The following is a 25,316-nucleotide window of genomic DNA, read 5'->3' as shown; positions in this document are numbered from 1 at the left end:
ATAATAATAGTCGGTATGATATTCATTAACTATTTGTGCTAACGATTGCACTCTTGAATATTACAAAAACCTCCATCAAATAGGACTAAAGTTCCATTAAACCTTCAAGAATTCGACAAAATATCCGATACTATTATTATAAGCAATTGTAAATAAATACTAGACTTGTTAGTAACCCTTGACGGTATGGAAATGAATATGAACATTCGTGCTCATAGTTAACCTAAAATATGGTGGTGAATATAATGTTAGATAAAATGAATCATTCCTTAATACGAAATTTAGATGTAGCTGCTGACTACTTTTACGATATAGATGATCTTGGACTACAATATACGCCTCAGTACAGTATATTCAAACTTTGGGCACCAGATGCTGTCCAGATGGATCTTATGTTATATCAAGATATGGGTGTGTACGATGACGAAGGTCTAGTGCATGATCATACGTATGGTAAAGCGTATCCAATGAAATCCGAAGAAGGCGGCGTATGGCAATGTGAGCAACACGGTGATCTTGCAGGTCAGTATTATATGTACCGTGCTACATTTGCTGACGGTTCTGTCCAATATGCAGTAGATCCTTATGCTCGGGCTGTTTCTCCGAATGGACAACGGACAGCTATTATTGATCTTCAGACGACCAATCCAGAAGGTTGGGAAAATGATGTAAAGCCACGTATGTCCAGTGTGACTGATGCTGTGATCTACGAACTGCATGTGCGTGACTTCTCCATTGATGAATCTTCGCAAATGAAATATAAAGGTCAATATCTAGCTTTTACTGAAAAAGGTCTACAAGACGAGCATGGCAATCAGATCGGTATCGATCATCTTAAAGAACTAGGTATAACCCATGTTCATTTATTACCGATTGCTGATTTCCATACCGTCAATGAATTAAAAGTAAATGATCCTGATTCTACTCAGATGAAATACAACTGGGGATACGATCCTCAGCATTACAATGTACCTGAAGGCGCATATGCGACTGATCCTGCGGATCCGACTTCACGTATTCGTGAATTTAAACGTTTGGTACAAGCTTTACATGCAGAAGGTCTACGTGTAGTCATGGATGTCGTGTATAACCATACGTATTCTGTAGATGATGGACCTTTTGATCGTTTGGTTCCGGGCTACTTTTACCGTACAGATGAAAAAGGTCAATTGACTAACGGTTCTGGTGTAGGTAACGAGATTGCAACAGAACGTCCAATGGTACGCAAATATATCAAAGATTCTTTGCGCTACTGGGCTAATGAATATCATTTGGATGGATTCCGATTTGACTTGATGGGCTTAATTGATACCGATACCGTGACTCAATTGACTCAAGAATTACGTCGTGATGTCGATCCTTGTATATTGATCTATGGTGAGCCATGGACAGGTGGATGGTCTCTTCTTCCACAACAGACGCTGAAAGGCGCACAACGTGGTAAAGGATTTGCTGTATTTAACGATAATTTCCGTGAAGCGATTAAAGGCGATAGCGATGGGGATACACAGGGCTTTGCAACAGGAGCATTTGATGTTGAAGGCGATGTTGTCAAAGGAATCTATGGCGCAATTGGTGATTTTACAGATCATCCTAGTGAAACGGTCAATTATGTAACTGCTCATGATAACTTAAATCTGTGGGATAAGCTTGTACGTACCTACGGACAAGATGATGCTCTTTCTTTCTTACACATGGATAATGGACAGTTAGCAGATGGACGTAGCGTAGAACAAGCGGTAGAAGCCGCAGAACCTTATAAATACATTGATCCTGAATATGTGTTGTCTAATGATTGGGTTCGTCGTTCAATCTTGGCAAACGGGATTGTGTTAACCAGTCAAGGCATTCCATTTATCCATGCTGGTGATGAAATGTTACGTACCAAATTTGGCGATCATAACAGTTATCGTAGCCCGGATGTGATCAATGGATTACGATGGGAAAATAAACATCATTTCCGTCCTGTATTTGATTATTATCAAGGTCTGATTCAATTAAGACGTTCTCATCCCGCATTCCGTATGGATCAACGAGAAGATGTTGAAAAACATCTAAAAGTATTGCGTAGTGACAAGCAGATTGTTGCTTTCCAACTTGGTGAATATGCTCATGGTGATAAATGGAATCGAATCGTTGTAATCTATAATGCGAGCACTCATGATCAGAATGTGGCTTTGCCATTATCAGCAAGCCCATGGCAAGTGGTTGTTAACGAGAATCAAGCAGGTATACATCCATTAGCCAGTGTGGTTGGTCAAGAAGTGATCGTTCCACCATTATCAATGATGGTGCTGTACGATGAAGAAGATCAATATATCCCTGTAGCAGCTAGTCTAGAATGGGATTATACTCCAAGTATTATGGAACCCGGCGAAAAGTTACAGATTAAAGTCACTCCACGAGATCAACGGGGTCGTATTTTTGAAGCAGAACCTGTACAGTTCCACTCTTCGAATGAGCAAAACGTTATTGTTCGTGAAAATGGACAAATTATTGCTTTAAACGAAGGAGATAGTACAATCTGTGCTTCTTGTGGTAGCGTGAAAAGTACACTGTTATTACATGTAGAAACGCTAGTACCGCATATGATTCATTTGCAAGGGGAACATCAAGTCTATGGCGGAAAACGTATTCCGTTGAAAGCTGAAGTTCTGGATCAATACAGTCGCCCCATTGCTCGTCCAAAAGTGCAATGGGATTCAAGCGACAAACGGATTATCCGTGTGAATAAAGATGGATTGGTACGTGGGATTCGCCCGGGTACAGCCAAAATTACCGCTTCTTGTGGTAAAGCAACAGCCCAATGGTTAGTAGAAGTACTGCCTTATGTTCCTCGTAGTATTGAAGTGGAATATGAGCGTCCTAATCAAGATTATAAAGGTTGGAATCTATGGGTATGGGGACCAATCTTAGGTCACAGACAAGTCGATTTTGAACGGATTGAAGACGGTAGAGCCGTTGCAAAAATTGTGGTTGCTCCTGAAGAAACCAGTGTTGGATTTATTATCCGTCTCAAAGACTGGCAAGCCAAAGATGTAGATACAGATCGCTATATTTTCGTTAATACTCATCAAGATGCGATTAAAGTATTAATCAAAAGTGGCGATCCACAATTTGAAGTAGAACCTGTGATGTAATCATTCAAAATAGCTACTTCTTTAGAAATAAAGAGTAGCTATTTTTGTTATTTTTGATAATAAATTAGGTTTATAACGAGTAATTATGGAAATGAGAGACCGTTCCTGATAAAATCATAACCAACAAACGTTTGGCATAGCGAAAAATATGGCGATGGAAGTAAAGGATAAGGAATAACGAACACCTAAAATAGATAGAAGGAGGAACTCGTTGATGGCGATTTATGGAATAGCGGACGCGTTCACAGCAAGTATACGATGAGCGAAAACCGGAACCGACTCGGAGTCATTGATATTGGTTCAAACTCAATCCGTCTGATTATTTATGAAGCAGGTGCAGATGGAACCTGTCGTATGATACACAAAGCGAAAGAAACTGTTCGGCTAGGTGTGCGCAGGGATGAGAATGGCAACATGATTGAGGAAGATATCCGAACGGTTATTCCTATCCTCCAGAAGTTTAAGCATATTTGCGCAACGAATCATACCCATCAGATTCGTGCTGTAGCTACAGCAGCAGTTAGACAATCAGCCAATACGGAAGAGATTATGAAGTGTTGGGAAAGTAATACCGATATCAAAGTGCAGATCTTATCCGGTGAAGAAGAAGCGTATTTTGGATTTCTAGGGGTAATGCGCTCTATGCCAGCTCATGTCACAGAAGGCTTTATTGTTGATATTGGTGGTGGCAGTACCGAAATATCTTATTTTAAAAATAACCAATTAATTCAAAGTACATCATTGCCTTGCGGGGCAGTCAATATGACGATGCAAAATGGTGGTACCGATCATTGGAGCGAGCAATCGACAGCACAGTTGGAACAGAATATTCAGCAACAATTAGCAGAATATCCGTGGACAGCGATGCATCCTGATTTGCCTTTGATTGGTCTAGGTGGGGGTATTCGTGCTCTAGCAAGAATGGAGCGAGAACGTAAGCGCCAATCGAAGCCCGCTAGTGATCCTTACCGTATCGATCCCGATACTATTTTCTTTTATGCTGAAGCGTTAGCAACGCTAAGTTTAGAAGAACGGGTGAATCGATTTGATCTAGGAAAAGATCGTGCCGATATTATTGTTGCAGGTACGCTTATCTTACGCACATTGTTAAAACATATGAAATGTTCAGCATTGTTAGCCAGTTGGCGTGGTCTGAGTGATGGTTTTTCACATCACTTTTTCACCGCAGAGTCAGCTTCTTCACGTCCCACTTCATAAATATCAAAAAGCTGTTAATGCGCATCTTAGGATGTGACGTTAACAGCTTTTTTGTTATGTAGTTGTTGTTACAAGCAAATTGTTGCGCATATAACAATCCGGAAAATTCTCAAAAAATGTAAACGGTCACAAATGAGCATGAAATAATTAAAATGACATTATCGTTTGAAAAATCTTTAATTTGGGGTAATAATAGAAGGGGTTTATTTGGGAAAAGATGTACATAAGCAGAAAAAGGAGGAAAATGAATGTATTCCATTTTTGGTTTGAGCCATGAAACCACACTATTGGTATGGGCTCTTGTTGCTATTGTTATTTTGATTGTCATGATTGCGAAGTACAAATGGAATCCATTTGTCGTTCTGCTCATGGCATCATTGTTTTTGGGATTAGTTATCGGTATGGCACCACTCGATGTGGTCAAATCCGTACAAAGTGGTCTAGGTGGTACACTGGGTTCGATCGCTATTGTTATCGGTCTGGGTACAATGCTCGGGAAGATGATGGCTGAATCGGGCGGTGCAGAGCAGATTGCCACCACGATGGTTAATCGATTCGGGGAGAAGAATATTCCCTGGGCGATGCTAATCGTAGGGATTATTGTAGGGATGCCGGTATTTTTTGAAGTCGGCATTATTTTGTTGATTCCTATTTTATTTACTGTTATTCGCAAAACGAATATTTCATTATTACGTGTAGGAATTCCGATGCTGGCAGGTTTATCCACCGTTCACGGACTGTTGCCACCGCATCCTGCACCTATGATAGCGATTGATGCTTTTGGTGCAAGTATTGGTAAAACGATCATCTATGCGCTGATTGTAGGTATACCGACAGCGATAGTAGCAGGGCCTTTATTCGGAGCTTATATTGGCAAACGCATTATTGTGCATCCGCCTGAAGGGTTATCTGAACAATTTACAACCAATAACAAATTAGATCGTCCAGACAAGCCATTGCCAGGTTTTGGGATTACAATGTTGACGATTCTTATGCCTGTAATTCTGATGCTAGCAGGTTCTATTGCTGAGATTGCAGATCCGCAAAGTACGCACGGAATTAGTGTATTTTTACGCTTTGTTGGTAATGAAATCGTAGCTATGTTTATTGCAACTGTGTTTGCCTTTTTCACATTGGGATTCGGACAAGGATTTACCAAAGAACAAGTATCCAAATTTGCAGGGGATTGTCTTGCACCAACCGCTTCGATTATTTTGATTATCGGTGGTGGTGGAGCATTCAAACAAGTATTGATCGACAGTGGTGTAGGTGATGCAATCGCCGCAGTAGCTACTTCTGCTCATGTCAATGTGATTGTATTTGCTTATCTGGTGGCTGCTCTGATTCGTGTATCTACAGGATCGGCTACAGTTGCAATGACTACTGCCGCAGGGATTGTTGCACCGGTACTAGCATTAACGCCGGGAGCCAATATTGAATTGGTCGTACTGGCGACAGGTGCAGGTTCATTGATTCTTTCTCATGTGAATGATGCAGGGTTCTGGATGGTCAAAGAATTCTTTAATATGACCGTTCCACAGACGTTGAAGTCTTGGACAGTTATGGAGACTTTATTGTCTCTTGTGGCGTTTGGTTTAATTTTGCTACTGAATGTAGTAGTCTAAATAAGAAAAGAAGTGCAGGAAATTAGAGCGAAAGTAGGTTAAATCATGAGCACGGCGAAATATATGATCGGTGTAGATATTGGAACAACAAGTACCAAAGCTGTATTGTTCGAAGAAAACGGCAAAATTGTAGCACAAGGTGGAGCAGAATATCCTTTGCATACGCCTGTACCTTCGATTGCTGAACAAGATCCAGATCAATTGTTCCGTGCAGTGGTTGATTCCGTAAGACAAACGATGGACAAGAGCAGTGTTGCACCGGAGGATGTTTTATTTGTGTCTTTCAGTTCAGCGATGCATAGTATGTTGGTTGTGGATAAAGAAGGCAAGCCGCTTACGCAGTGTATGACTTGGGCAGACAATCGTAGTGCAGCCTATTCTCGTCAATTGCAAAAAGAGAAAAAAGGGCATGAGATTTATATGCGTACAGGAACACCGATTCATCCAATGTCTCCATTAACCAAAATAATGTGGATTACCCATGATCAGAAAGAGATTGCGAATGCAGCGCACAAATACATTTCGATCAAAGAATATATTTTCCTGAAATTGTTCGGTGAGTATGTTGCCGATCATTCGATGGCTTCTGCTACTGGACTGATGAACTTGAAAGAATTAGATTGGGATCAAGAAGCTCTAGAAACAGCAGGCATTACACGTGATCATCTATCCAAGTTAGTACCGACTACACATATTATGCACGGTCTACATGCGACATATGCGACAGAAATGGGTCTGATTGAAAGTACGCCATTTGTACTTGGAGCCAGTGATGGAGTGCTATCGAATCTAGGTGTGAATGCTATTGAACCGGGCGTAGTCGCTGTAACTATCGGAACCAGTGGAGCGATTCGTACAGTCACCGATAAGCCAGTCACCGATCCAAAAGGTCGCTTTTTCTGTTACGCGTTGACTGAAGATAAGTGGGTAGTAGGCGGACCAGTGAATAACGGTGGTATTATTTTCCGCTGGATTCGTGATGAATTCGCTGCTTCAGAAGTAGAAACAGCGAAGCGTCTTGGACTGAGTGCGTATGATGTACTGACTCGTATTGCTGAAAAAGTACATCCAGGCGCAGATGGATTATTGTTCCATCCTTACCTATCGGGTGAGCGTGCACCGTTATGGAACCCAGATGCAAGAGGTTCATTCTTCGGACTGGCTTTGCATCACAAAAAAGAACATATGATTCGTGCAGCCTTAGAAGGCGTACTGTTCAATCTGTATACCGTGATGTTAGCAGTAGAAGAGCAAATTGGTGTACCTAAGAAAATCCATGCAACAGGTGGGTTTGCTCGTTCGGAGCTATGGCGTCAGATGATGGCTGATATTTTTGACCAGACGGTTGTGGTTCCTGAAAGTATCGAAAGTTCTTGTCTGGGTGCAGCTGTGCTCGGGTTGTATGCTCTCAAACGGATCGATTCATTGGATGAAGTATCCAAAATGATCGGTACCACGTATGAACATAAGCCTTACAAAGAACATGTGGCGATCTATCGCGAACTATTGCCAATCTATATTCGAATTTCACGTAAATTTGAAGAAGATTATGAAGATATCGCAGACTTCCAACAGAAAATGCTAGATAAGTATACACCTATTGATAAAAAAGATAGTGATGATCTTTAATCAATATGTTGAATGAAATTTCATACAATAAATAACTAATCTAGAAGATCATATAAGGTTGATTTAAAAAAAGATTACTGCTACTATTCGCAGTAATCTTTTTTTAGTTTATAACGTATTATTTCAGGTTAAATATATCGAGTTACTTAGTTATTGCTTTACCGTGATAGAGTTAAAAAGGTATAGTAAATAGAATTCATAAAGGCTGAGGGAGGATTGTATGAAAAATATTATTATCTTAGGCAGTAGTGGAGGCAATCTCTATAGTCTTGGTGGGAAAAATCCAGATGGACTACTAAAAGAATTACTGGTACAAATGGAGGCGGCTGAATTTCATTGTGCAGGTATTCAATTTATTGCTGCTCAAACATCTATGGATCATATCAAAGAATCTACCCCTGCTTCTTTATACATATGGAGTGAAGAAGAACAACGTCCGGTGATTGCGAGTAAAGGAACATTAGAAGAAATAAACCAAGCAGCTATCGCTCAAGATGAACGATTAGCAGCTATGATAGCCAATGGTGAAGTAGATGGTGTTATTCTGATGAGCGCCAGTCCTGGAGGAGCGAATCGCTTAGCAATTGAAGCCGCAGCAACTGCTCAATTACCAGTGACAGGTACAGGTGGAACGTCGATGGCAGCAGCAGCTACCAAAGGATTGAAAGTGATCTCCACTTCCGGTACAACAGGCACAACCAATCGTACCCGCGCCGTTTCATTTATCACTTCACTGAGTAAGCATTGGGGCAAATCGTATCGTCCGGTGATTGGTCAAGTTTCCCACGGACAAGGAATGCCACAGGGAACAGGCTTTTCACGCATCAATATTCGTGGGATTATGCTGGCATCGTTACCGGGTTTTATTGCGATGGCTTTGATTCTGGCAGCCAGTCAGATCCCCGGATTAACGGCTTTAAGTCAAGTATTTGATATTATGATTGCGGCATTACCTGTGATTATTGCAGTTGTTGCAGCGAAGCAAGTGGCTGAATTAGATGAAGTATCGATTGTAGCAGGGATTGTAGCCGGTGTATTGTCTGTCAATGGAGGAATTATTGGTGGATTGATTGGCGGTATCGGTGCTGGATTGTTAGCCAATTATCTATTTCGTAAATGTGTAGAATGGCGATTTCCTGCAACAACCGTTAATATTGTAGCAGGCGGAGTCGCAGGTCTGGTAGCAGGATTAGTAGTCTATTTCTTTATCGCACCGATTGCCGCTCAAGCTGGCGAAGGGATACGTACTCTTTTAGAAAATCTGGTACAAGCCAATAGTGCCCTTGCTGGCTTAATAGCAGGGTTGTTGATCTGGCCGGCTATTCTTGGTGGTGTATATCATGCGGCTATTTTACCGATTGTATTATTGGAAATGGAACGAAGTGGTAACAGTTTTCTCGGTGCAGTGGATATGACAGGGCTGGTTATGGTATCAGCAGGGATTACTCTAGCTAATATTATTGCTCCACAAGATAAAGGTGCTGCCGCAGTAGCCGCGCCAGGGTTTCTTATTAATATCGGATTTGGTACATTTGTAGAAGCAGCATATCCATTTATGTTTGCAAGCAAATGGGTGTTTGGCGGAGCCATTTTCTCAGCCGGGTTAGGTGGATTATTGGTAGGTGTATTGGATGTGCGTGGGATCGCTTATGTTCCTGCTTTTGCAGCTCCTTTTTCTTCTAATCATATTGCTGGCTTTGCGATCGCTATGTTAGGCAGTCTGACTTGTTCATTTGTAATCACATTGATTATTAATCTCATGTTCAAAAACCGTAAAAAGAAAGAGGCTATTCTATGATCGAATTAGTACTGATGAATCATGAACAATATGAAGCTTTTCGTGATCAATCGGCAGCCGATTATGCCGCTGAAAAAGTAGCAGCAGGCACATGGGATGCTGTAGATGCAGAGCGATTAGCAACCGAAAGTTTTGCTAAATATTTACCACAGGGCAAAGATACACCGGGCGCTTATATTTATAATATTGTAGATACAGCTAAGCAACAGATTATCGGTTATATCTGGTTTCAGATCAGTGATGCGCCAGCAGGTAAGCAAGCTTTTCTGTATGATATTTTGATCTATGAACCGTATCAGGGTAAAGGATATGGTCAAGCGACCATGAAAGCACTGGATCAAGTTGCGATACAAGAAGGTGCCGTTAAGATTGGACTGCATGTATTCGGTCATAATCTCAAGGCGCTACATGTCTATGAAAAAGCAGGCTATCAGATTACCGACTATCAAATGTCCAAAACATTAACTCTATAAAAAAATAGAACATAGTTAGTAAATCTAAAAAAAGGCTATAAACAATATGATCTTCATCAAAAAAACCTCTTTCTCATCTGCCTTACTGCGCAGAAGAAAGAGGTTTTTTTCTATAATGATATATGCCCATTACATTAGAAATGTTGATTCGATAGAAAGATTACATCCGATAGATCAATACTTCGTAAGGACGCAAATATTGTAAATCTTCGATATATTGTTCTTCCTCAAGATGAGGAGGATGTGCAGTATGAGGATAGTTTCCTAGAATTTTGACCATCGAAGTTGGAAAGACTCGATATTCTTGAGTCCAATCAATCTCTGCTTCGATATCAGCAAAATTGAGTAGAATTAACCAGCGTTGGCTTTGCCATTCTCGGATAAAAGCAAACACTTCAGAATGATCTTTCAGTAGCATCGTAAATGAACCATGAGACATGATCGGGAACTGCTTGCGCATGGCAATGAGATGTCGGTAATACGATAGAACAGAACCTCGTTGTTCTTCTTGTTCACTAACACTATAACCTTTCAATTCACGTTTCTCTGGAAATGGAATCCATGGTTCCACCTGTTCATCGGGACTAAAGCCAAAATTGTGATGCTGATGATCCCATAGCATCGGCGAACGTGAACCATCCCGACTTCGCTTATGAATACCGGATAACACTTCTTCAGCAGATTGCCCATTGGCTACCGCTTCTTCATAATAATGGACTGTACCTTGATCTCGATAATCTTCGATTCGATCATACGTGGTATTTGGTAATCCTAATTCTTCTCCTTGGTATACCAGTGGGACACCAGGGATTAAATGGAGAAACGTAGCTATTAATTTAGCAGCAGTCATATTGTGTTCATGATGACCGACAACGTCTGGAATCATACGTGGATGATCATGCGTACTCAAGTAGACTCCATATTCTCCGCGCGCAAAAACATGTTCATACCACTTCGCTACCGATTCTTTTAACTGAGACACCGACCAATCAGCAGAGCGCCACGGATCATGAGGATCTTTTCCCAGACGCATCATATCCATAGCCAGTACCATATTTAATTCTTTGCGATCAGGTAGCGTATATTCCAATACCTGTTCCATCGTTAAAGAAGGAGCTTCACCAATTGTCAAAATATGCGGATAATGAGCAAATGTTTCTCGATTCAACTCTTGTAAAAATTCATGAATTCGTGGCCCATTTTTATAATATTTTTGCCCGATCGGATGAGGATCATCTTCTGATGCATCAGGTAGATCAGGGTGCTTAGAGATCATATTAATTGCATCTAAGCGAAAGCCGTCAATTCCTTTGTCTAACCACCAGCGAATCATTTTATAGATTTCTTGACGTAAAGGGGGATGCTCCCAGTTCAGATCAGGTTGCTTGCGATCAAATAAATGAAGATAATACTCATCGGTCTGCTCATCGTATGTCCAAGCGGATTCATTTTGGAACGAACGCCAGTTATTCGGTTCTGTACCATCGCTTTTAGCTGGTCTCCATATATAATAATCCCGATATGGATTGTCTTTCGAACTTCTCGATTGTTCGAACCAAGGATGCTCATCTGAAGTATGGTTGATCACTAGATCCATAATAAGCTTCATATCTATATGGTGTAACTGTTCAAGTAGCGATTCAAATTGTTCCATAGTTCCATACTTGGGATCGATTTTGTAATAATCTCTGATATCATAGCCATTATCAATCATCGGTGAATCGTAGACAGGGCCAAGCCAGATCGTATCAATTCCCAGTTGGTGAAGATAAGGAATTCGTGTAGCAATCCCATTCAGATCGCCCCAGCCATCGTTATTGCTATCCATAAAACTAGGCGGATAAATCTGATAAATCACAGATTCTCTAGCTGTTTTATTTTCCATGATGATCCTCCTATTAGATGTTTAACCCCATATAAATTTCAATTATTTAACATAATTAGCCTTTAATACATGGTTAAACCTCGGAGTACATGTTCAAACAATCACTACACCGTCTTTATCATTCGATAAAAATCATGTCCACTGACCTTAATATTTCCATCTTCTGTGTACCCTAATCGTTCATATAACTGTTTAGCTTTAGGATTAGCGGTATCGACAATCAACATCACTCTAGAATGTCCTAATTGTTGAGCACGCTTTTCAAAGGCTTTAATTAAAATAGTTCCAATCCCTTGTCCTTGATAACGAGCATCTACAGCTAGTGAATCCAGATAGTATTCATCATCCTGTGCTTCAGGCACAATAGCTGTTGGATCTTGTCCCAGTTCTTGCACACGTTGTATGAGAGGAGCATCTAGCGAAGCAATCTGACTTCCATGATAAGACAGTACAAAGCCAATCACTTGGTGATCACGTTCTTCGACAAATACATTTTCATAACTGATCCGATTACCTGTTTGTTCAAAAAAAGAACGTAGCGCAAGTAACGATTGTTCTTTGTCAGTTGTTCCTGTTAAGGTGTGGGCGATATCTCCAATTGCGGTATACATCAGTTCTAAGACAACAGGTGCATCTGTAGGTTGAGCGGGTCTCATCATAAGTCCTCCATTTGAATCATTATTTGTGAATATCGTTCTATACCAAATCTGTTATAAGCTGATAACTCGTTCTGTATTATACATACTCCTGTATCTGTTTTACTATTATAGGTGTAAGGCATTGTATGATTGAATATGAGATTTCAAGCGCTTGATGTTACATATTCATGGTTAAAGAATCTGTTCCATAAGAACGATTATGCCGTGTGTACACACTGTGCATGGTTAGGTAACTGGAGGTGTCATTTTGAGTATGTCATCCACATCTCCTGCTATGCGTGTAAGTGAAACGACTGAGCCGGAGATCATGAAGACGTTAGCTGTAAGTGCTGTAATCTGGCAATTGATGTTGAATGTAATGTTACTTCATTATCAGACGACAGCACAAAAGATAGAAATTGGCATATTATACGATCTGGTTAAATTTTCAGCACCTATGTTTATTTTTGCAATAGCGTTTGATTTGGCGAAGTTAAGAGATACTCACTATTCTCATTATGTATGGCACAAAACAAAAGAGATTATAGGCCCTTATCTTGCCTGGACAGTGGTATATATGATTGTGTTCAATATAGGCAACTACTCGACGATCTGGAATATATTCAAAGGTGTTGTACTGGGCGGTGCTGCACCGCAACTCTGGTACACGATTATGATGTTTCAGATTCACTTATTGTTGCCACTACTCACAGGCTTGGTTCTATTCTTATTAAAAAATAAAAAGAATATCATACCGGTAATGATTATTACGGTGGTCGTCTATGCTGCATTAATCGCATGGTATTCAATCTATGCTTTTCACAATACCCAGCATCCCGGACTTATACAGTGGGATCGTTTATTGTTTATGTTTGGTATCTATGCTGTGCTTGGCGTGATTGCATCCACTTACAATCAGCAATGGCGGGCACTGGTAGAACGTATTCGCTGGTGGGCGTTACCTGTAGCTGGACTATTATTCATACTGGTAAACCATGAATTGTTCTCTTTTGGATTGGATACACTGAATCTAGCCGATGCCAGTTATTTGAAATGGTCGATGGTACTGTTCAATATCGCATTGATCATTATCGTTTATGGATGTACCGTATCGCTGATCAAAAGTGGTTCCAAATCATTACCGTACTTTAAGTTTATCGCTAAATATGCTTTTCGTGCGTATCTAGCCAGTTATTTTGCTCTCCGATTAACCGTGGCATTAATCGGTGATTATTTTAGTGATATTCCGTTAGGGTTGAATTTGATCATGACTTTTGGAATAACAGCTTTCCTCTCGTTTGCCATTGTGTATATCGTAGAGTGGATCTGCAAAAAGATAATGGCTTTATTTCGCCGATCCGCAAGCACATCATCTCATCAGATGACTACTCAAGGAGAAGACGCTTCATCCGAAGCATTAGCAAAAAATTCAATCGTAAATTCACGGAATACCAGTGCAGCTCGTGATAAATAATGATCTCCACGCCAAGAAATACCGATCGTACGCTGGCAAATCGGTGAATGGATAGGTAAAAGCGAAATATCCGGCCCTGTTGATCCTTCCCAGGATACAGCTGGAATAAAAGCAACACCTTGTCCCGCCCGAATCAATCCGCGTACGGTAGCTGGATCATCACTTTCAAAAATATGCTGAGGCTTAAAGCCAGCCATATGACAATAATCATCGGTCATTTCACGCAAGCTATGTCCGTGACGAAGACCGATAAAATGTTCATGTGCCGCTTCAGATAGGGCAATACTGCTTCGATGAGCTAGAGCATGACCTTTGGGCACCGCTAGAAAGATCTGTTCCGTCACAAGCGGAGTGCTTTGTATATGTTCATAATTGAGCGGTAAGGAAGAGATACACAGATCGAATTCAGGTTTGACATTTTCTTCGTAATGCTGAAGCAGTTGAAAATGAATATCAGGATATTGTTCACGAAAAGCAGTAATTAAATTCGGTACGATATGAGAACCAACAGGAAAAGCAAGCTTGATATAGCCCACTGTCCCGGTGGCAAGATCATGAACTTCACGGGTAGCATCTTCAAGCGATTGAAGCGCCTTTTCAACATGTTTGAGAAAAGTTCTTCCGTATTCGTTGAGTGTAATATAACGCCCGGTACGGTCAAATAAAGAAACACCAAGTTCGGTTTCGAGCATTTTGATTGATTTACTCAGTGCAGGTTGAGCGATATGAAGTTCTTCAGCAGCATGAGTCATATGTTGAAGCCGTGCTACTTTACAAAAGTATTTTAAGTGAAGTAATTCCATTCAGAACACCATCCAATCTCAATTAATCAAACATCAAGGAGGAGTATCATGTCAACCCACATCAGCAAGTTGAAAGCCGGAACTCCGCGTATTTGGACGACCCGTCGTGATGAAAAAAAACGTCGTATGGAAAAGGTTCGCTCGATGTTAAACGGTGTGATTTTGCCTACGGATCATATTGTAGATGCAATGGAAGTCTTGTTAGTTAGCGGTGATCGAGTAGCGCTAGAAGGTAATAATCAGAAACAAGCTAGCTTCTTATCCCAAGCATTATCCAATGTGAATCCGCAAGTGGTTAACAATCTGCATATGATTATGTCCAGTGTATCTCGTCCAGAACATTTAGACATTTTCGAAAAAAATATTGCTAGCAAACTTGATTTCTCGTATGCAGGTCCTCAAAGTCTACGTATCGCTCAAATGGTGGAAGATCAGACGCTGAGTATCGGCTCGATTCATACGTATCTTGAACTGTATGGTCGGATGTTTGTCGATCTGACTCCAAATATCGCATTGGTTGCCGCTGACAAAGCAGATCGTCAAGGTAATCTATACACAGGTGCCAACACAGAAGAAACACCAACCATTATTGAAGCCACTGCTTTCCGCGATGGAATCGTTATTGTACAGGTAAATGAAATTGTAGATGAATTACCACGTGTAGACGTACCTGCTTCTTGGATCGATGTCATTGTAGAAGCCGATCAACCGTATCAATTAGAAGCGTTATTTACTCGTGATCCACGCCATATCAAAGAAACTCATATCTTAATGGGCATGATGGCAATTCGAGGTATCTATGAACGGCATCAAGTTCAATCGCTGAATCATGGGATTGGATTCAATACAGCTGCTATTGAATTGTTATTACCCACCTACGGAGAATCGCTTGGACTACGAGGTAAGATTTGCAAAAATTGGGTGCTCAATCCTCACCCTACGTTAATTCCTGCTATTGAAAGTGGATGGGTTGAAAGTGTACATTGCTTCGGCGGTGAAGTCGGTATGGAAAAATATACAGCCGCTCGCCCGGATGTCTTTTTCACCGGACATGACGGTACAATTCGATCGAATCGGGCAATGGGTCAAGTTGCTGGACAGTATGCGGCAGATATGTTTATCGGAGCCAGTCTACAGATTGATCCAGACGGCAACTCCTCAACAGTGACCTCGGGTCGGTTAAGTGGTTTTGGCGGTGCACCAAATATGGGTAGTGATGCTCATGGACGTCGTCATGATACAGAAGCATGGCTGAATATGATAAAAGATCAAGATCCTATCGTACGTGGACGCAAATTAGTAGTGCAAATGGTAGAAACTTTCCAATCAGGGGATCAACCTACATTTGTCGATCAACTGGATGCGATTCAAGTAGGGCATGATGCAGGTCTACCGCTTGCTCCTGTTATGATCTATGGAGATGATGTAACCCATGTTGTTACTGAAGAAGGAATCGCTTATCTATACAAAGCGCAAAATATCGAAGAACGTCGTACTGCATTAGCGGCGATTGCTGGAGTGACCCCTTTAGGTCAACGTCATGATACCGATCTGAATGAGAAATTACGTCAAGATGGACTGATTGCTTTTCCAGAAGATTTGGAGATTCGACGTACCGATGCGAAGCGTTCTTTGTTAGCTGCGAAAAGTATAGAAGAACTTGTAGAATGGTCAGATGGATTATACGAACCACCATCCAAATTCCGGAGCTGGTAATCATGAGCATATCAAGTATATCCGCAATCCAATCAGACAAGAACCTTATAGTCAATCGTTATGCTTCTTGGTTAGGGGAGTTAGCAGTGTATGCACTTCGAGATGAAGCTTCTTTAACCCCGAAGCCCGGATTGGTTGATCTTCATCATAATGGTTCTCATGAAGATATGAATATTGAGTTGATGTACCAATCGGCAGCCTCTTTACAATCTACATTTACACAAATGGCTCAAGTATCTTATGGCACATATGCAGATCAATCGCTACGTGAACAACTGGCATGGATCGGACGCACAGGTGAACAGCAGATGCTTACTGTAACGAAGGGGGTCAATACCCACCGAGGAGCGATCTGGGCACTTGGATTGTTAACAGGCTCAGCTTCTATGCTTATTGGAGAAGCTTATAGGAATACAGAAGTACCCTATAGATTAAAGGCTATCTCTGCTGAACATATCGCACGTACTGCATCTGAAATTGCTCAGTATCCCGATCGTTATGCACCTGTTACAGCTTCGCATGGTACACAGGTGAAGCATCAGTATGGAACAGGTGGAGCCAAAGATGAAGCACAACATGGATTCCCTCATGTGATCAACGTCGGGCTACCTGCTCTACAACAAGCTCGTGCACAAGGAATTGATGAATTATATGCTCGCCTCGATAGCCTGCTGACTATTATTTCGGTTCTACCGGATACCTGTTTATTATATCGAGGAGGTCAGCAGGCGCTTGAGCAGACACAGAAACGTGCAACAGCGATTTTGTCACAAGGTGGAACATCTACAACTAAAGGCTGGCAAGCTCTATTAGCATTCGATCAGTGGATGGTGAAGCATCATTTCTCGCCGGGAGGTAGTGCTGATCTACTTGCAGCTACTTTATATATCGATTCGATTCTTAAAGGCATCACAGATAGGACTGACATGGAATCTCTTTCAAAAACGACAGGAGGTCGTATGTAATGGAAATTATTCATCTGCAATATCCAGCGAAGCAAACATTAACTCAGCGTGCACATATCGGTGTAGCCGGGTCAGGCGACTTGGAACTATTAATTGAACCTTCTACAGACAATCAAGCTTATATTCAGATCAGTACAAGTGCAAATGGATTTGAAGATATTTGGCGTGCAGTATTTGATCGCTTTTTCAAAATCTATTCGTATGCGGTAAAGATTGAAATTAACGATTTTGGCGCTACACCGGGTGTCGTCAACTTGCGATTAACTCAAGCCATGGAGGTGCTTCGTGATGGACAATAATACTCAACCTTTAAATATAGCGACAGAAAGTTTTATCGAATTATCAGGACGGGAACGAGCACAAGCCGTACTTGATGCTGGTAGCTTTCGCGAATTGATCGGTCCTTTTGATCGAATGACTTCGCCTCATTTACCATTGCAGGGCATTGTGGCACAAAGTGATGATGGAGTGATCGTAGGCAGAGGAACGATTGCTGGAGAACCTGCTGTAGCGATTGCACTTGAAGGTGCTTTTCAAGGTGGCGGGATCGGTGAAGTCTGTGGAGCCAAAATCTCAGGTGCGCTCGAACAAGTACTTCGTGATCATGAAAAAGGAATCAAAACACGTCCTGTCCTGTTACTCGAAACAGGTGGAGTACGACTACAAGAAGGAAATTACGGTCTACTGGCGATTGCTGAGATCGGAGCAGCTATTATGGCGCTTCGTCCGTATATACCTGTGGTGAGTGTGATCTCGGGTATGATTGGCTGTTATGGCGGAATGTCGATCTGTGCGGCAGGATTATCCAGTCATTTAATCATGACCCGTCAAGGTCGCTTACAGTTGAATGGTTCAGAAGTGATTGAGCAAGAAGCAGGGATTCAAGAAATGGATGCATCGGATCGTTCTCGTATCTGGTCGATGGTAGGCGGAGAGCAACGGGTCGCCGCTGGTTTTGCAGATACACTGGTGAATGATGATATCCACGAAATTAACGAAGCGATTCATGACGTTTTCCGCCAAGGGATTCGAGAAGTGACACGTACAGCGCAAGTCGATCGTTACCTTGCTTTGTTGGCTGCTGTCGATGCGAATACATTGATTGTTCCCTCTTCGATTCGTGAATCTTGGAAATCCGGTATCGTAGACCAAGAGAATTTACAGTCACAATTGGGAGCACAGCGAGCTCAAGCCAATGATTCAGTTGTTGAAGCGCCTATCACTAGAGGACGGACATGGTTTGAAGCATTATCCGGTCAATCGGCTTCGGCTCAGCAAGGGATTGCTTCTGTACTTTGTGCAGATACTGAATTAGAGAATCAACGTGTACGTTATATCTCGGTTGTTCCGAATCCAAATGCACGATTTGTGAGAGCTCGTCAAGGAGAGATTGGACTTGAAGAAGGATGGAATATCGCTCGTTCTATTCGTGAAGCGATTGAAGCAGACAAAGACGGAGAAAAGCGCGCGATTGTAGCCATCGTAGATGTTCCTAGTCAAGCTTATGGTTATCGTGAAGAAGTATTAGGCATTCATTTATCATGCGGATCAGCTGTAGATGCTTATGCTAGTGCCCGTCTTGCCGGTCATCCTGTGATTGCTTTGATTGTAGGTAATGCTATCTCGGGCGCATTTCTAGCCCATGGTATGCAAGCGAATCGATTACTTGCTTTAGATGATGAAAAAGTAACCGTACAAGTCATGTCCAAGCAGTCTGCGGCTCGTATTACACGTCGTTCGATCGAACAGTTAAATGAAGCGGCGACTAAAGTGCCAGGTGCGGCTTACGATATTCGTTCTTTTGCCAAATTGGGAGCTTTGGATCAATTGATCGAAGGAATCGAAGCAGATCAACCACAAGACAAAGATATCGAGCGTATTCAGCAGTATCTGATTACAGCTATTGTAGAGACTCGTCAAGGACCTCGTGATCTAAGTGTACGTCTAACCAGTGCAACTGCGGCAACAGGTAGAGCTTCTTCTATCAAAGTAAGACAGTTATTAGCAGAGCAATGGGATTAAATACAGCTCCTCATGATTTACTTCAACTGAATTCACGCTGGAGAGAAGTAGAGGCAGATCATGATCTGCCTGAATGGGTGCTTAGATCACTAGAACAGACACCATGGGTCGTCGTCAGACGTGCTCCTGCGCTAGAAGGTCAGATTGCTGTAGGTGTTCGTGGCAAAGAACGTCATCTAAGGCAAGCATTAACGATTCCAGATCATTTAGTTGTTCAACAAGTGACACCAGAGCAATTACTACAGTCATCCCTATCTCCTGATCACCGTTCGATAGCGAAAGAACGTTGGCACACTATGCCAGCCCTACAAGCTTTAGAGCAACTTGCCGTATCGTGGGAATCATATGATCTCCATTGGGGACCGGCAGGAAGCACTGGATTTGAATTAGCTACCGGTATGCCAACATTGACGATGACTAGCGATCTGGATATTGTACTGCGTTGTACTTCATTTCTTGCTCCTGTGTTAGCAGAGCAATTATTAGAACAAACATTGGATCTTCCGGTACGTGTCGATGTACAGATAGAGACGCCTTATGGAGCGGTAGCTCTAAGTGAATGGGCAAGACCAGCTACTGATCGGGTGTTAATGCGTACTTTGCAAGGGCCTTTGCTGGTGACTGATCCGTGGAATCCACGCCTCGTATAATTATGATTGATCCAAAGTTATAAAATAACTGACAAACACGATCAGATGAAGGAGAGATGCCAGATGAGTGTAGTCATGCTTTTTCCCGGTCAAGGTTCACAGCGTGCAGGGATGTTGCATGAATTGCCGGATCATTCTGTGATTAAGCAGACACTGACAGAAGCAGAAGACCTTTTACAATTAAAGATCGATCAACTGGATAGTGAAGAAGCATTACAGACAACCGATCATGTGCAGATGTCTCTTTGTATTGCTGGAGTAGCTGTGTCTAGAGCATTGGCGGCAGAAGGCGTTCTTCCTGATCTTGTAGCGGGTCATAGTGCAGGTGCTTTTGCCGCGGCAGTGGCTTCAGGTTCACTTTCGTTCAAAGATGCTTTACATCTAACTCGCTTACGCGGTCAATTGATGATGGAAGCTTATCCACAAGGGTATGGGATGGGTGTAATTACGGGGATGACTCAGCGTCAGGTGGAACAGATTCGTCTGAGTATTCATTCTGAAGAGCATCCAGTATATATCGCTAATTTAAATGCTCCAACACAGATTACTGTCGCAGGGCAGTGGCAAGCGATCGACCAATTGTTGACCACATGCAAAAGCAAAGGAGCACATACTGCCAAACGATTGAATGTCAGTGTGCCATCGCATTGTCCGTTATTATCTTCTGTATCCGATCAGTTAGCTACAGCACTGCACGATATGGAAGTGTCTCGTCCGCTGATCCCGTACGCAGGTAATTATAAAGGGCGTGCTATTCGTACAGCAGAAGGAATTATAGAAGATTTATCTTTAAATATTGCTCATCCTGTACGCTGGCATGATGTGACTACTTTATTTTATGAATTAGGTGCTCGGTTATTTCTAGAAATGCCTCCCGGACAAGTATTAAGTGGTCTGGCTTCTGCTGCTTTTCCAGAAGCTCGTGTAGAAGCCTTATCTTCCAGTCGGCTCGATAATGCAGTCATTTTGGCAAAGCGAGAGCAAGATAACCGTTAACGTAATCTAAGCTATACGCAAAATACATGCATAAACATGTGCTCTTATCTTCAAAAGAAGAGCGCATGTTTATATACATAGAAGAAGTGTACTATAATAAATATAGTCATTATGTATAAATGACCATTTGGATTGATCTTGTTGCAGCGTATTAGAGAGGATGAGAAAAAGATGGAAACGACACAAATTCATACACAATACGGAGAATTACAAGGTATACGTGAACATGGAGCAGTGATCTGGAAAGGGGTTCCTTTTGCAGAACCACCTGTTGGAGAACTGCGTTTTCAAGCTCCAAGACCGCCGCAACCATGGCAAGGTGTGAAAGAAGCATTGCATTTTGGTCCGATTGCTCCTCAACCGGTATATGAAGGAGCGAGTATGTTCGGTTCTGGAAGCGAACCTCCTGTGCAATCGGAAGATTGTTTATATTTGAATATATGGGCTTCGGATAAATCGACTCAAAAGAGACCTGTTATGGTCTGGATTCACGGAGGTTCTTTTGTAACAGGTGCAGGTAGTATTCCTTTATATGACGGAACATCGCTTGCAGTTAACGGAGATATGATTGTAATAACGATTAACTATAGATTAGGGCCATTTGGATTTTTGAATTTATCATCTTATGGTGATGATTATCATTCCAATGTTGGCTTGTTGGATCAGATTGCGGCGTTAGAATGGATCAAAAACAATATCGAAGCATTTGGTGGCGATCCTGAACGTGTAACCGTATTTGGTGAATCCGCAGGTGCAATGAGTATTGCATCTCTTTTGGCAATGCCAGCCGCTAAAGGGTTATTCCAAAGTGCTATTATGCAAAGTGGTGCCGCTCAAGTAATGCCAACAGAAGTCAGCAGACAAATTGCAGACGGATTTGTACAAGCATTGGGTGTAGGTGAACAAGACTTATCCAAGTTGTATACCGCTTCAACGGAAGAAATATTGCAAGCAGGTAATCGTGTGAGTCAAATGCTTGATAATGGTACATGGGCATTGTTGTTCCAACCAACGATTCATCCACACACTTTACCTGTTGAACCTATACAAGCGATCAAAGATGGCTCAGCCAAACATATTCCATTGATTATCGGTACGAATTTGGAAGAGGGTACGTTATTTTTCAATCAACCGACTCAATTGATGAGCGAGACTCAAATTGTAAATATTGTCCAAGCTTTGTTGGGAGAAGATCCTCATGGATTATCTAAACAATATCCTTTGACTGTAAGAGGTCATGCTGATCTGATGACTGACTTGTTCTTCTGGCGTTCGGCTTTACAATGTGCTGAAGCACAGATTGGACATGCTCCAGTATGGATGTATCGATTTGATTGGTGTCAACCAGGGCATCCGTTGTTAGGAACAGCTACACATGGGGCTGAGATTGCTTTTGCTTTTAACAATCTACCTTTATTTGCTCATCTTGGATTAGAAATTGATGAAGATACGTATAATCTAGCAGAGCAAATGCAGGCGGCTTGGATTAATTTTGCGCATAACAGTATGCCGGTGACCAGCAATTTGCCGTGGTCTGATTATGATCTTAAAGAACGTTCTACCATGGTCTTTAATCGCCAGTTAAATGTGGTACACGATCCAGAAAGTGACAAACGTCAACAATTGATTTCTTATTCTTAAGCAGTTGTAAATAGCATGAGATGAACCGATCTTTATCCGGTTCATCTTTTTTATTTGGCATTTCACTTTCGTATTCGCAAATAAGAGATATTCAGTAAAAAGAACGGATTATAGCTATAAATCTATTTTTGCATAAAAGCGAAGTACATTTTACCTATAATTGAGGATTAAGAGCTATACATTATTTCTATAATTTGTCGATATAATAGAGTAAATATCGAAAAAGGTATACATCATTTTGGCACACTTCTAGATGATCATTACTTTATAACTATAGTTACTGATTTAGCTTCTATTTACTCGTATATACGCTATTTTGATTTTTGATATATAAATATAGAACATAATGAAATGGGGAATCGTGATTGATTATACATATTACTGAACTTAAGCAAGGCCAACGATTAAGCAGTGATACATTTAATAGTTCAGGTGTTCCGTTATTAAAAAAAGGAGTAGATATCAAAGAAGAAGATATCACCTTATTACTGCGCCATAAAGTAGAATACATTGATATTGATGCCAGAGAAGATATCAAACCAGTCGCTGATATGATAGCGATTACAGGATTATCTCCTGCGTTGAAAGAAAAAATCAATCGTTCAATAGATGCATATCAGTCCATCTTTTTGGAAGCACTGACTAAAGGCAAATTCAATCCAGCTATTGTCGATGAATTGTTGCAACCCTTATTGTTGGATCTGGATGCGCAAAAAGATGTAGTAGCACTATTGTTAAATTTAGAAAAAGAAGACGATCATCTCTATAGTCACTCACTCAAAGTCGGTTTGCTGAGTTACTATATTGCAGAATGGCTGGATTATTCCAAACATGATTGTTATCGCATTAGCAAAGCAGGCTATCTACATGATATTGGTAAAAGCCGTCTGCCTTCTATTTTGCGTAGCAAGCCTGAGCAATTAAACGACTCCGAGTTCAAAGAATACAAAAATCATACCACCTATGGATACGATATTATTATGGAATCGATGAATGATAAAGTGACTGCATCTGTTGCTTTACAGCATCATGAACGTGGAGATGGTTCAGGGTATCCGAATCGCTTATACAAACGTGGAATTCATCCATTTACGCAGATCGTATCAGTAGCAGATGTATTTGTGAATATGACTGCTAGCAAAAATCAACAAAACAAACAAGGATTTGTTGCTGTATTGCAAAGCATTTACGAATTAGGATTTTCCAAATTAAATGAAAAGCCGGTTCAAGCGTTAATTCATCATCTTGCTCCTAATCTGATCGGCAAAAAAGTTCAATTGACCAATGGAGAACAAGGGACGATTATTTTAAATAATCCACTGGATATTTTTAGACCTTTGATACAGATAAATGATCAATTTGTCGATTTAACCAAAGTCAGAGAACTGCATATCGAAGAAATCTTTGTCTAAGTACTCCCTATACGATATATACATCATTCAAATAAGAAGAAAAGGAACTTGTTAGCGCAAGTTCCTTTTTGCTATGTCTACAGCAAGTTACTCCTGCTATCAACAGTACCGTTAATGAATAGGAATAGATGGTTAATAGGTTGATACATCCTGATGAGGATAAATCGTGATCTGACTCATTAAGGATACGAATGGAGGCACACTACACGTATGCAACATGAACTTCATACCGACTCGAATCTGTCGATTTCTGATTTTACCAAAGATCATGGACAAGATCTATTGATCCGTGTACCCGAAGAATTTAGCTTTACAGAAAATTATAGCCATTTATCAACAGCTACCAATGAGAGTTTATATACATTACGCAACGGAATGATCTACAAAGCAATTGCTGTCGGTCAAGAAGCTACGATTGTTGAGATTAGTGATTATGATGAGCATCATATGTTGATCCGTTTTGTCGAAGAAGATCAATCCATTTCACCTGCGTTACGTACAGGAGTTGCTCAGTATGTATACGATTGGTTTGATTTAGGGACAGACCTTGCCCCTTTTTATAAAATGGCTGCGCAAGATCCGCTACTCCAGCAAGCTGTGGTTTCCTTTTATGGATTGCGCAATATGGGAATTCCTGATCTATATGAAGCAATCTGCTGGGGTATTCTTGGTCAACAGATTAATTTAGGATTTGCCTATACATTAAAACGAAGATTTGTAGAGCATTTTGGACAAGCACTCATTTACAATGGTGAGTCTTACTGGCTATTTCCTACTGCTGAGACGATTGCTATTCTTACTGTCGACGAATTAGCTGCGGCAGGCATGACAACTGTGAAAAAGTGTGAATATTTGATTGATACCGCTCAATTAATCGTTAACGGTACATTATCCAAAGAAGAGCTTTTACAAGCAACTGATGTCAAACAAGCTGAAAAATTACTGGTGAAAATCCGGGGGATTGGCCCGTGGACGGCTCATTATGTATTGATGCGTTGTCTACGCATGCCATCTGCTTTTCCTATTGATGATGTCGGTCTGCACAATTCGATCAAGCATGTGCTGAAAATGGATGCTAAGCCGACCAAAGCTCATATTCTTGAATTATCCGCAGGTTGGTCGTTGTGGGAGTCGTATGCGACGTTTTACTTATGGCGGTTTTTGTACTGAAATTTGTAGGGTGTTCAATGGGAGGACGCTACGAGCGGTGGATGGTTCCTACCGTCGCTGG

At 41.3% G+C, this 25,316-nt stretch carries 19 protein-coding genes; 16 read left to right on the top strand and 3 right to left on the bottom strand.

Going from position 1 to position 25,316, the window contains the following annotated elements; genetic code table 11:
- The first annotated feature begins 245 nt into the window (after positions 1–245).
- From pulA to PO903_RS21870, 6 genes are all read left to right on the top strand, one after another.
- Positions 246–3,140 carry a type I pullulanase gene (pulA, locus tag PO903_RS21895; protein ID WP_273594563.1) on the top strand — a complete coding sequence of 965 codons (2,895 nt, stop codon included), beginning with the start codon at positions 246–248 and terminating at the stop codon, positions 3,138–3,140.
- 258 nt (positions 3,141–3,398) lie between these two features.
- Positions 3,399–4,358: a Ppx/GppA phosphatase family protein gene (locus PO903_RS21890; protein WP_137223344.1), complete on the top strand. Its 960-nt coding sequence runs from the start codon at positions 3,399–3,401 to the stop codon at positions 4,356–4,358.
- A 248-nt stretch (positions 4,359–4,606) separates the two neighbouring features.
- Positions 4,607–5,983 carry a GntP family permease gene (locus tag PO903_RS21885; RefSeq protein ID WP_069329232.1) on the top strand — a complete coding sequence of 459 codons (1,377 nt, stop codon included), beginning with the start codon at positions 4,607–4,609 and terminating at the stop codon, positions 5,981–5,983.
- Positions 5,984–6,028: 45 nt separating this feature from the next.
- Positions 6,029–7,612, top strand: coding sequence for a gluconokinase (gene gntK, locus PO903_RS21880; RefSeq protein WP_069329233.1), 1,584 nt, complete (start codon positions 6,029–6,031; stop codon positions 7,610–7,612).
- A 220-nt stretch (positions 7,613–7,832) separates the two neighbouring features.
- Positions 7,833–9,410 (top strand): PTS sugar transporter, encoded by a 1,578-nt coding sequence (locus tag PO903_RS21875; RefSeq protein WP_069329234.1) that lies wholly within the window; start codon positions 7,833–7,835, stop codon positions 9,408–9,410.
- The gene (locus PO903_RS21870) at positions 9,407–9,883 is read left to right on the top strand and encodes a GNAT family N-acetyltransferase (protein ID WP_273594562.1); all 477 of its coding nucleotides are present in this window, start codon (positions 9,407–9,409) and stop codon (positions 9,881–9,883) included. The genes PO903_RS21875 and PO903_RS21870 overlap by 4 nt, the downstream gene beginning before the upstream one ends.
- Positions 9,884–10,043: 160 nt before the next feature.
- On the opposite strand, the gene PO903_RS21865 is transcribed toward PO903_RS21870, so the two are convergent.
- Both PO903_RS21865 and PO903_RS21860 read right to left on the bottom strand, forming a co-directional pair.
- Positions 10,044–11,768, bottom strand: a complete 1,725-nt coding sequence (locus PO903_RS21865) for a glycoside hydrolase family 13 protein (protein ID WP_273594561.1) — start codon at positions 11,766–11,768, stop codon at positions 10,044–10,046.
- 104 nt (positions 11,769–11,872) lie between these two features.
- Positions 11,873–12,424, bottom strand: coding sequence for a GNAT family N-acetyltransferase (locus PO903_RS21860; RefSeq protein WP_273594560.1), 552 nt, complete (start codon positions 12,422–12,424; stop codon positions 11,873–11,875).
- A gap of 256 nt (positions 12,425–12,680) precedes the next feature.
- Here PO903_RS21860 and PO903_RS21855 point away from each other — a divergent pair, with 256 nt between their 5' ends.
- On the top strand, positions 12,681–13,880 hold the full coding sequence (locus PO903_RS21855; RefSeq protein ID WP_273594698.1) for an acyltransferase family protein: 1,200 nt from the start codon (positions 12,681–12,683) through the stop codon (positions 13,878–13,880).
- On the opposite strand, the gene PO903_RS21850 is transcribed toward PO903_RS21855, so the two are convergent.
- Positions 13,796–14,683: a LysR family transcriptional regulator gene (locus PO903_RS21850; protein WP_273594559.1), complete on the bottom strand. Its 888-nt coding sequence runs from the start codon at positions 14,681–14,683 to the stop codon at positions 13,796–13,798. The two genes, PO903_RS21855 and PO903_RS21850, sit on opposite strands and share 85 nt — an antisense overlap.
- A 48-nt stretch (positions 14,684–14,731) precedes the next feature.
- Here PO903_RS21850 and mdcA point away from each other — a divergent pair, with 48 nt between their 5' ends.
- From mdcA to PO903_RS21805, 9 genes are all read left to right on the top strand, one after another.
- Complete coding sequence (mdcA, locus tag PO903_RS21845) at positions 14,732–16,399, top strand: malonate decarboxylase subunit alpha (protein ID WP_273594558.1); 1,668 nt, start codon at positions 14,732–14,734, stop codon at positions 16,397–16,399.
- Between the two features lie 2 nt (positions 16,400–16,401).
- Complete coding sequence (locus PO903_RS21840) at positions 16,402–17,364, top strand: triphosphoribosyl-dephospho-CoA synthase (protein ID WP_273594557.1); 963 nt, start codon at positions 16,402–16,404, stop codon at positions 17,362–17,364.
- Positions 17,364–17,663: a malonate decarboxylase subunit delta gene (locus PO903_RS21835; RefSeq protein WP_069329242.1), complete on the top strand. Its 300-nt coding sequence runs from the start codon at positions 17,364–17,366 to the stop codon at positions 17,661–17,663. Before PO903_RS21840 ends, PO903_RS21835 begins: the two co-directional genes overlap by 1 nt.
- Positions 17,653–19,386, top strand: coding sequence for a biotin-independent malonate decarboxylase subunit beta (locus PO903_RS21830; protein ID WP_273594556.1), 1,734 nt, complete (start codon positions 17,653–17,655; stop codon positions 19,384–19,386). The genes PO903_RS21835 and PO903_RS21830 overlap by 11 nt, the downstream gene beginning before the upstream one ends.
- Positions 19,377–20,036 (top strand): malonate decarboxylase holo-ACP synthase, encoded by a 660-nt coding sequence (locus PO903_RS21825; protein ID WP_273594555.1) that lies wholly within the window; start codon positions 19,377–19,379, stop codon positions 20,034–20,036. Before PO903_RS21830 ends, PO903_RS21825 begins: the two co-directional genes overlap by 10 nt.
- 63 nt (positions 20,037–20,099) lie before the next feature.
- Positions 20,100–21,032 (top strand): malonate decarboxylase subunit epsilon, encoded by a 933-nt coding sequence (gene mdcH, locus PO903_RS21820; RefSeq protein WP_273594554.1) that lies wholly within the window; start codon positions 20,100–20,102, stop codon positions 21,030–21,032.
- Between the two features lie 171 nt (positions 21,033–21,203).
- On the top strand, positions 21,204–22,673 hold the full coding sequence (locus PO903_RS21815; protein WP_273594553.1) for a carboxylesterase/lipase family protein: 1,470 nt from the start codon (positions 21,204–21,206) through the stop codon (positions 22,671–22,673).
- Between the two features lie 365 nt (positions 22,674–23,038).
- Entirely contained in the window at positions 23,039–24,085 is a 1,047-nt protein-coding gene (locus PO903_RS21810) for an HD-GYP domain-containing protein (protein ID WP_069329247.1), read from the top strand.
- Positions 24,086–24,295: 210 nt separating this feature from the next.
- Positions 24,296–25,255 carry a DNA-3-methyladenine glycosylase family protein gene (locus PO903_RS21805; RefSeq protein WP_273594552.1) on the top strand — a complete coding sequence of 320 codons (960 nt, stop codon included), beginning with the start codon at positions 24,296–24,298 and terminating at the stop codon, positions 25,253–25,255.
- The last annotated feature ends 61 nt before the right edge of the window (positions 25,256–25,316 follow it).

It is taken from the genome of Paenibacillus sp. PK4536 (genome assembly GCF_028594455.2).
Lineage (GTDB): Bacteria > Bacillota > Bacilli > Paenibacillales > Paenibacillaceae > Saccharibacillus > Saccharibacillus nuruki.
This window is presented reverse-complemented; position numbering and strand designations above follow the sequence as displayed.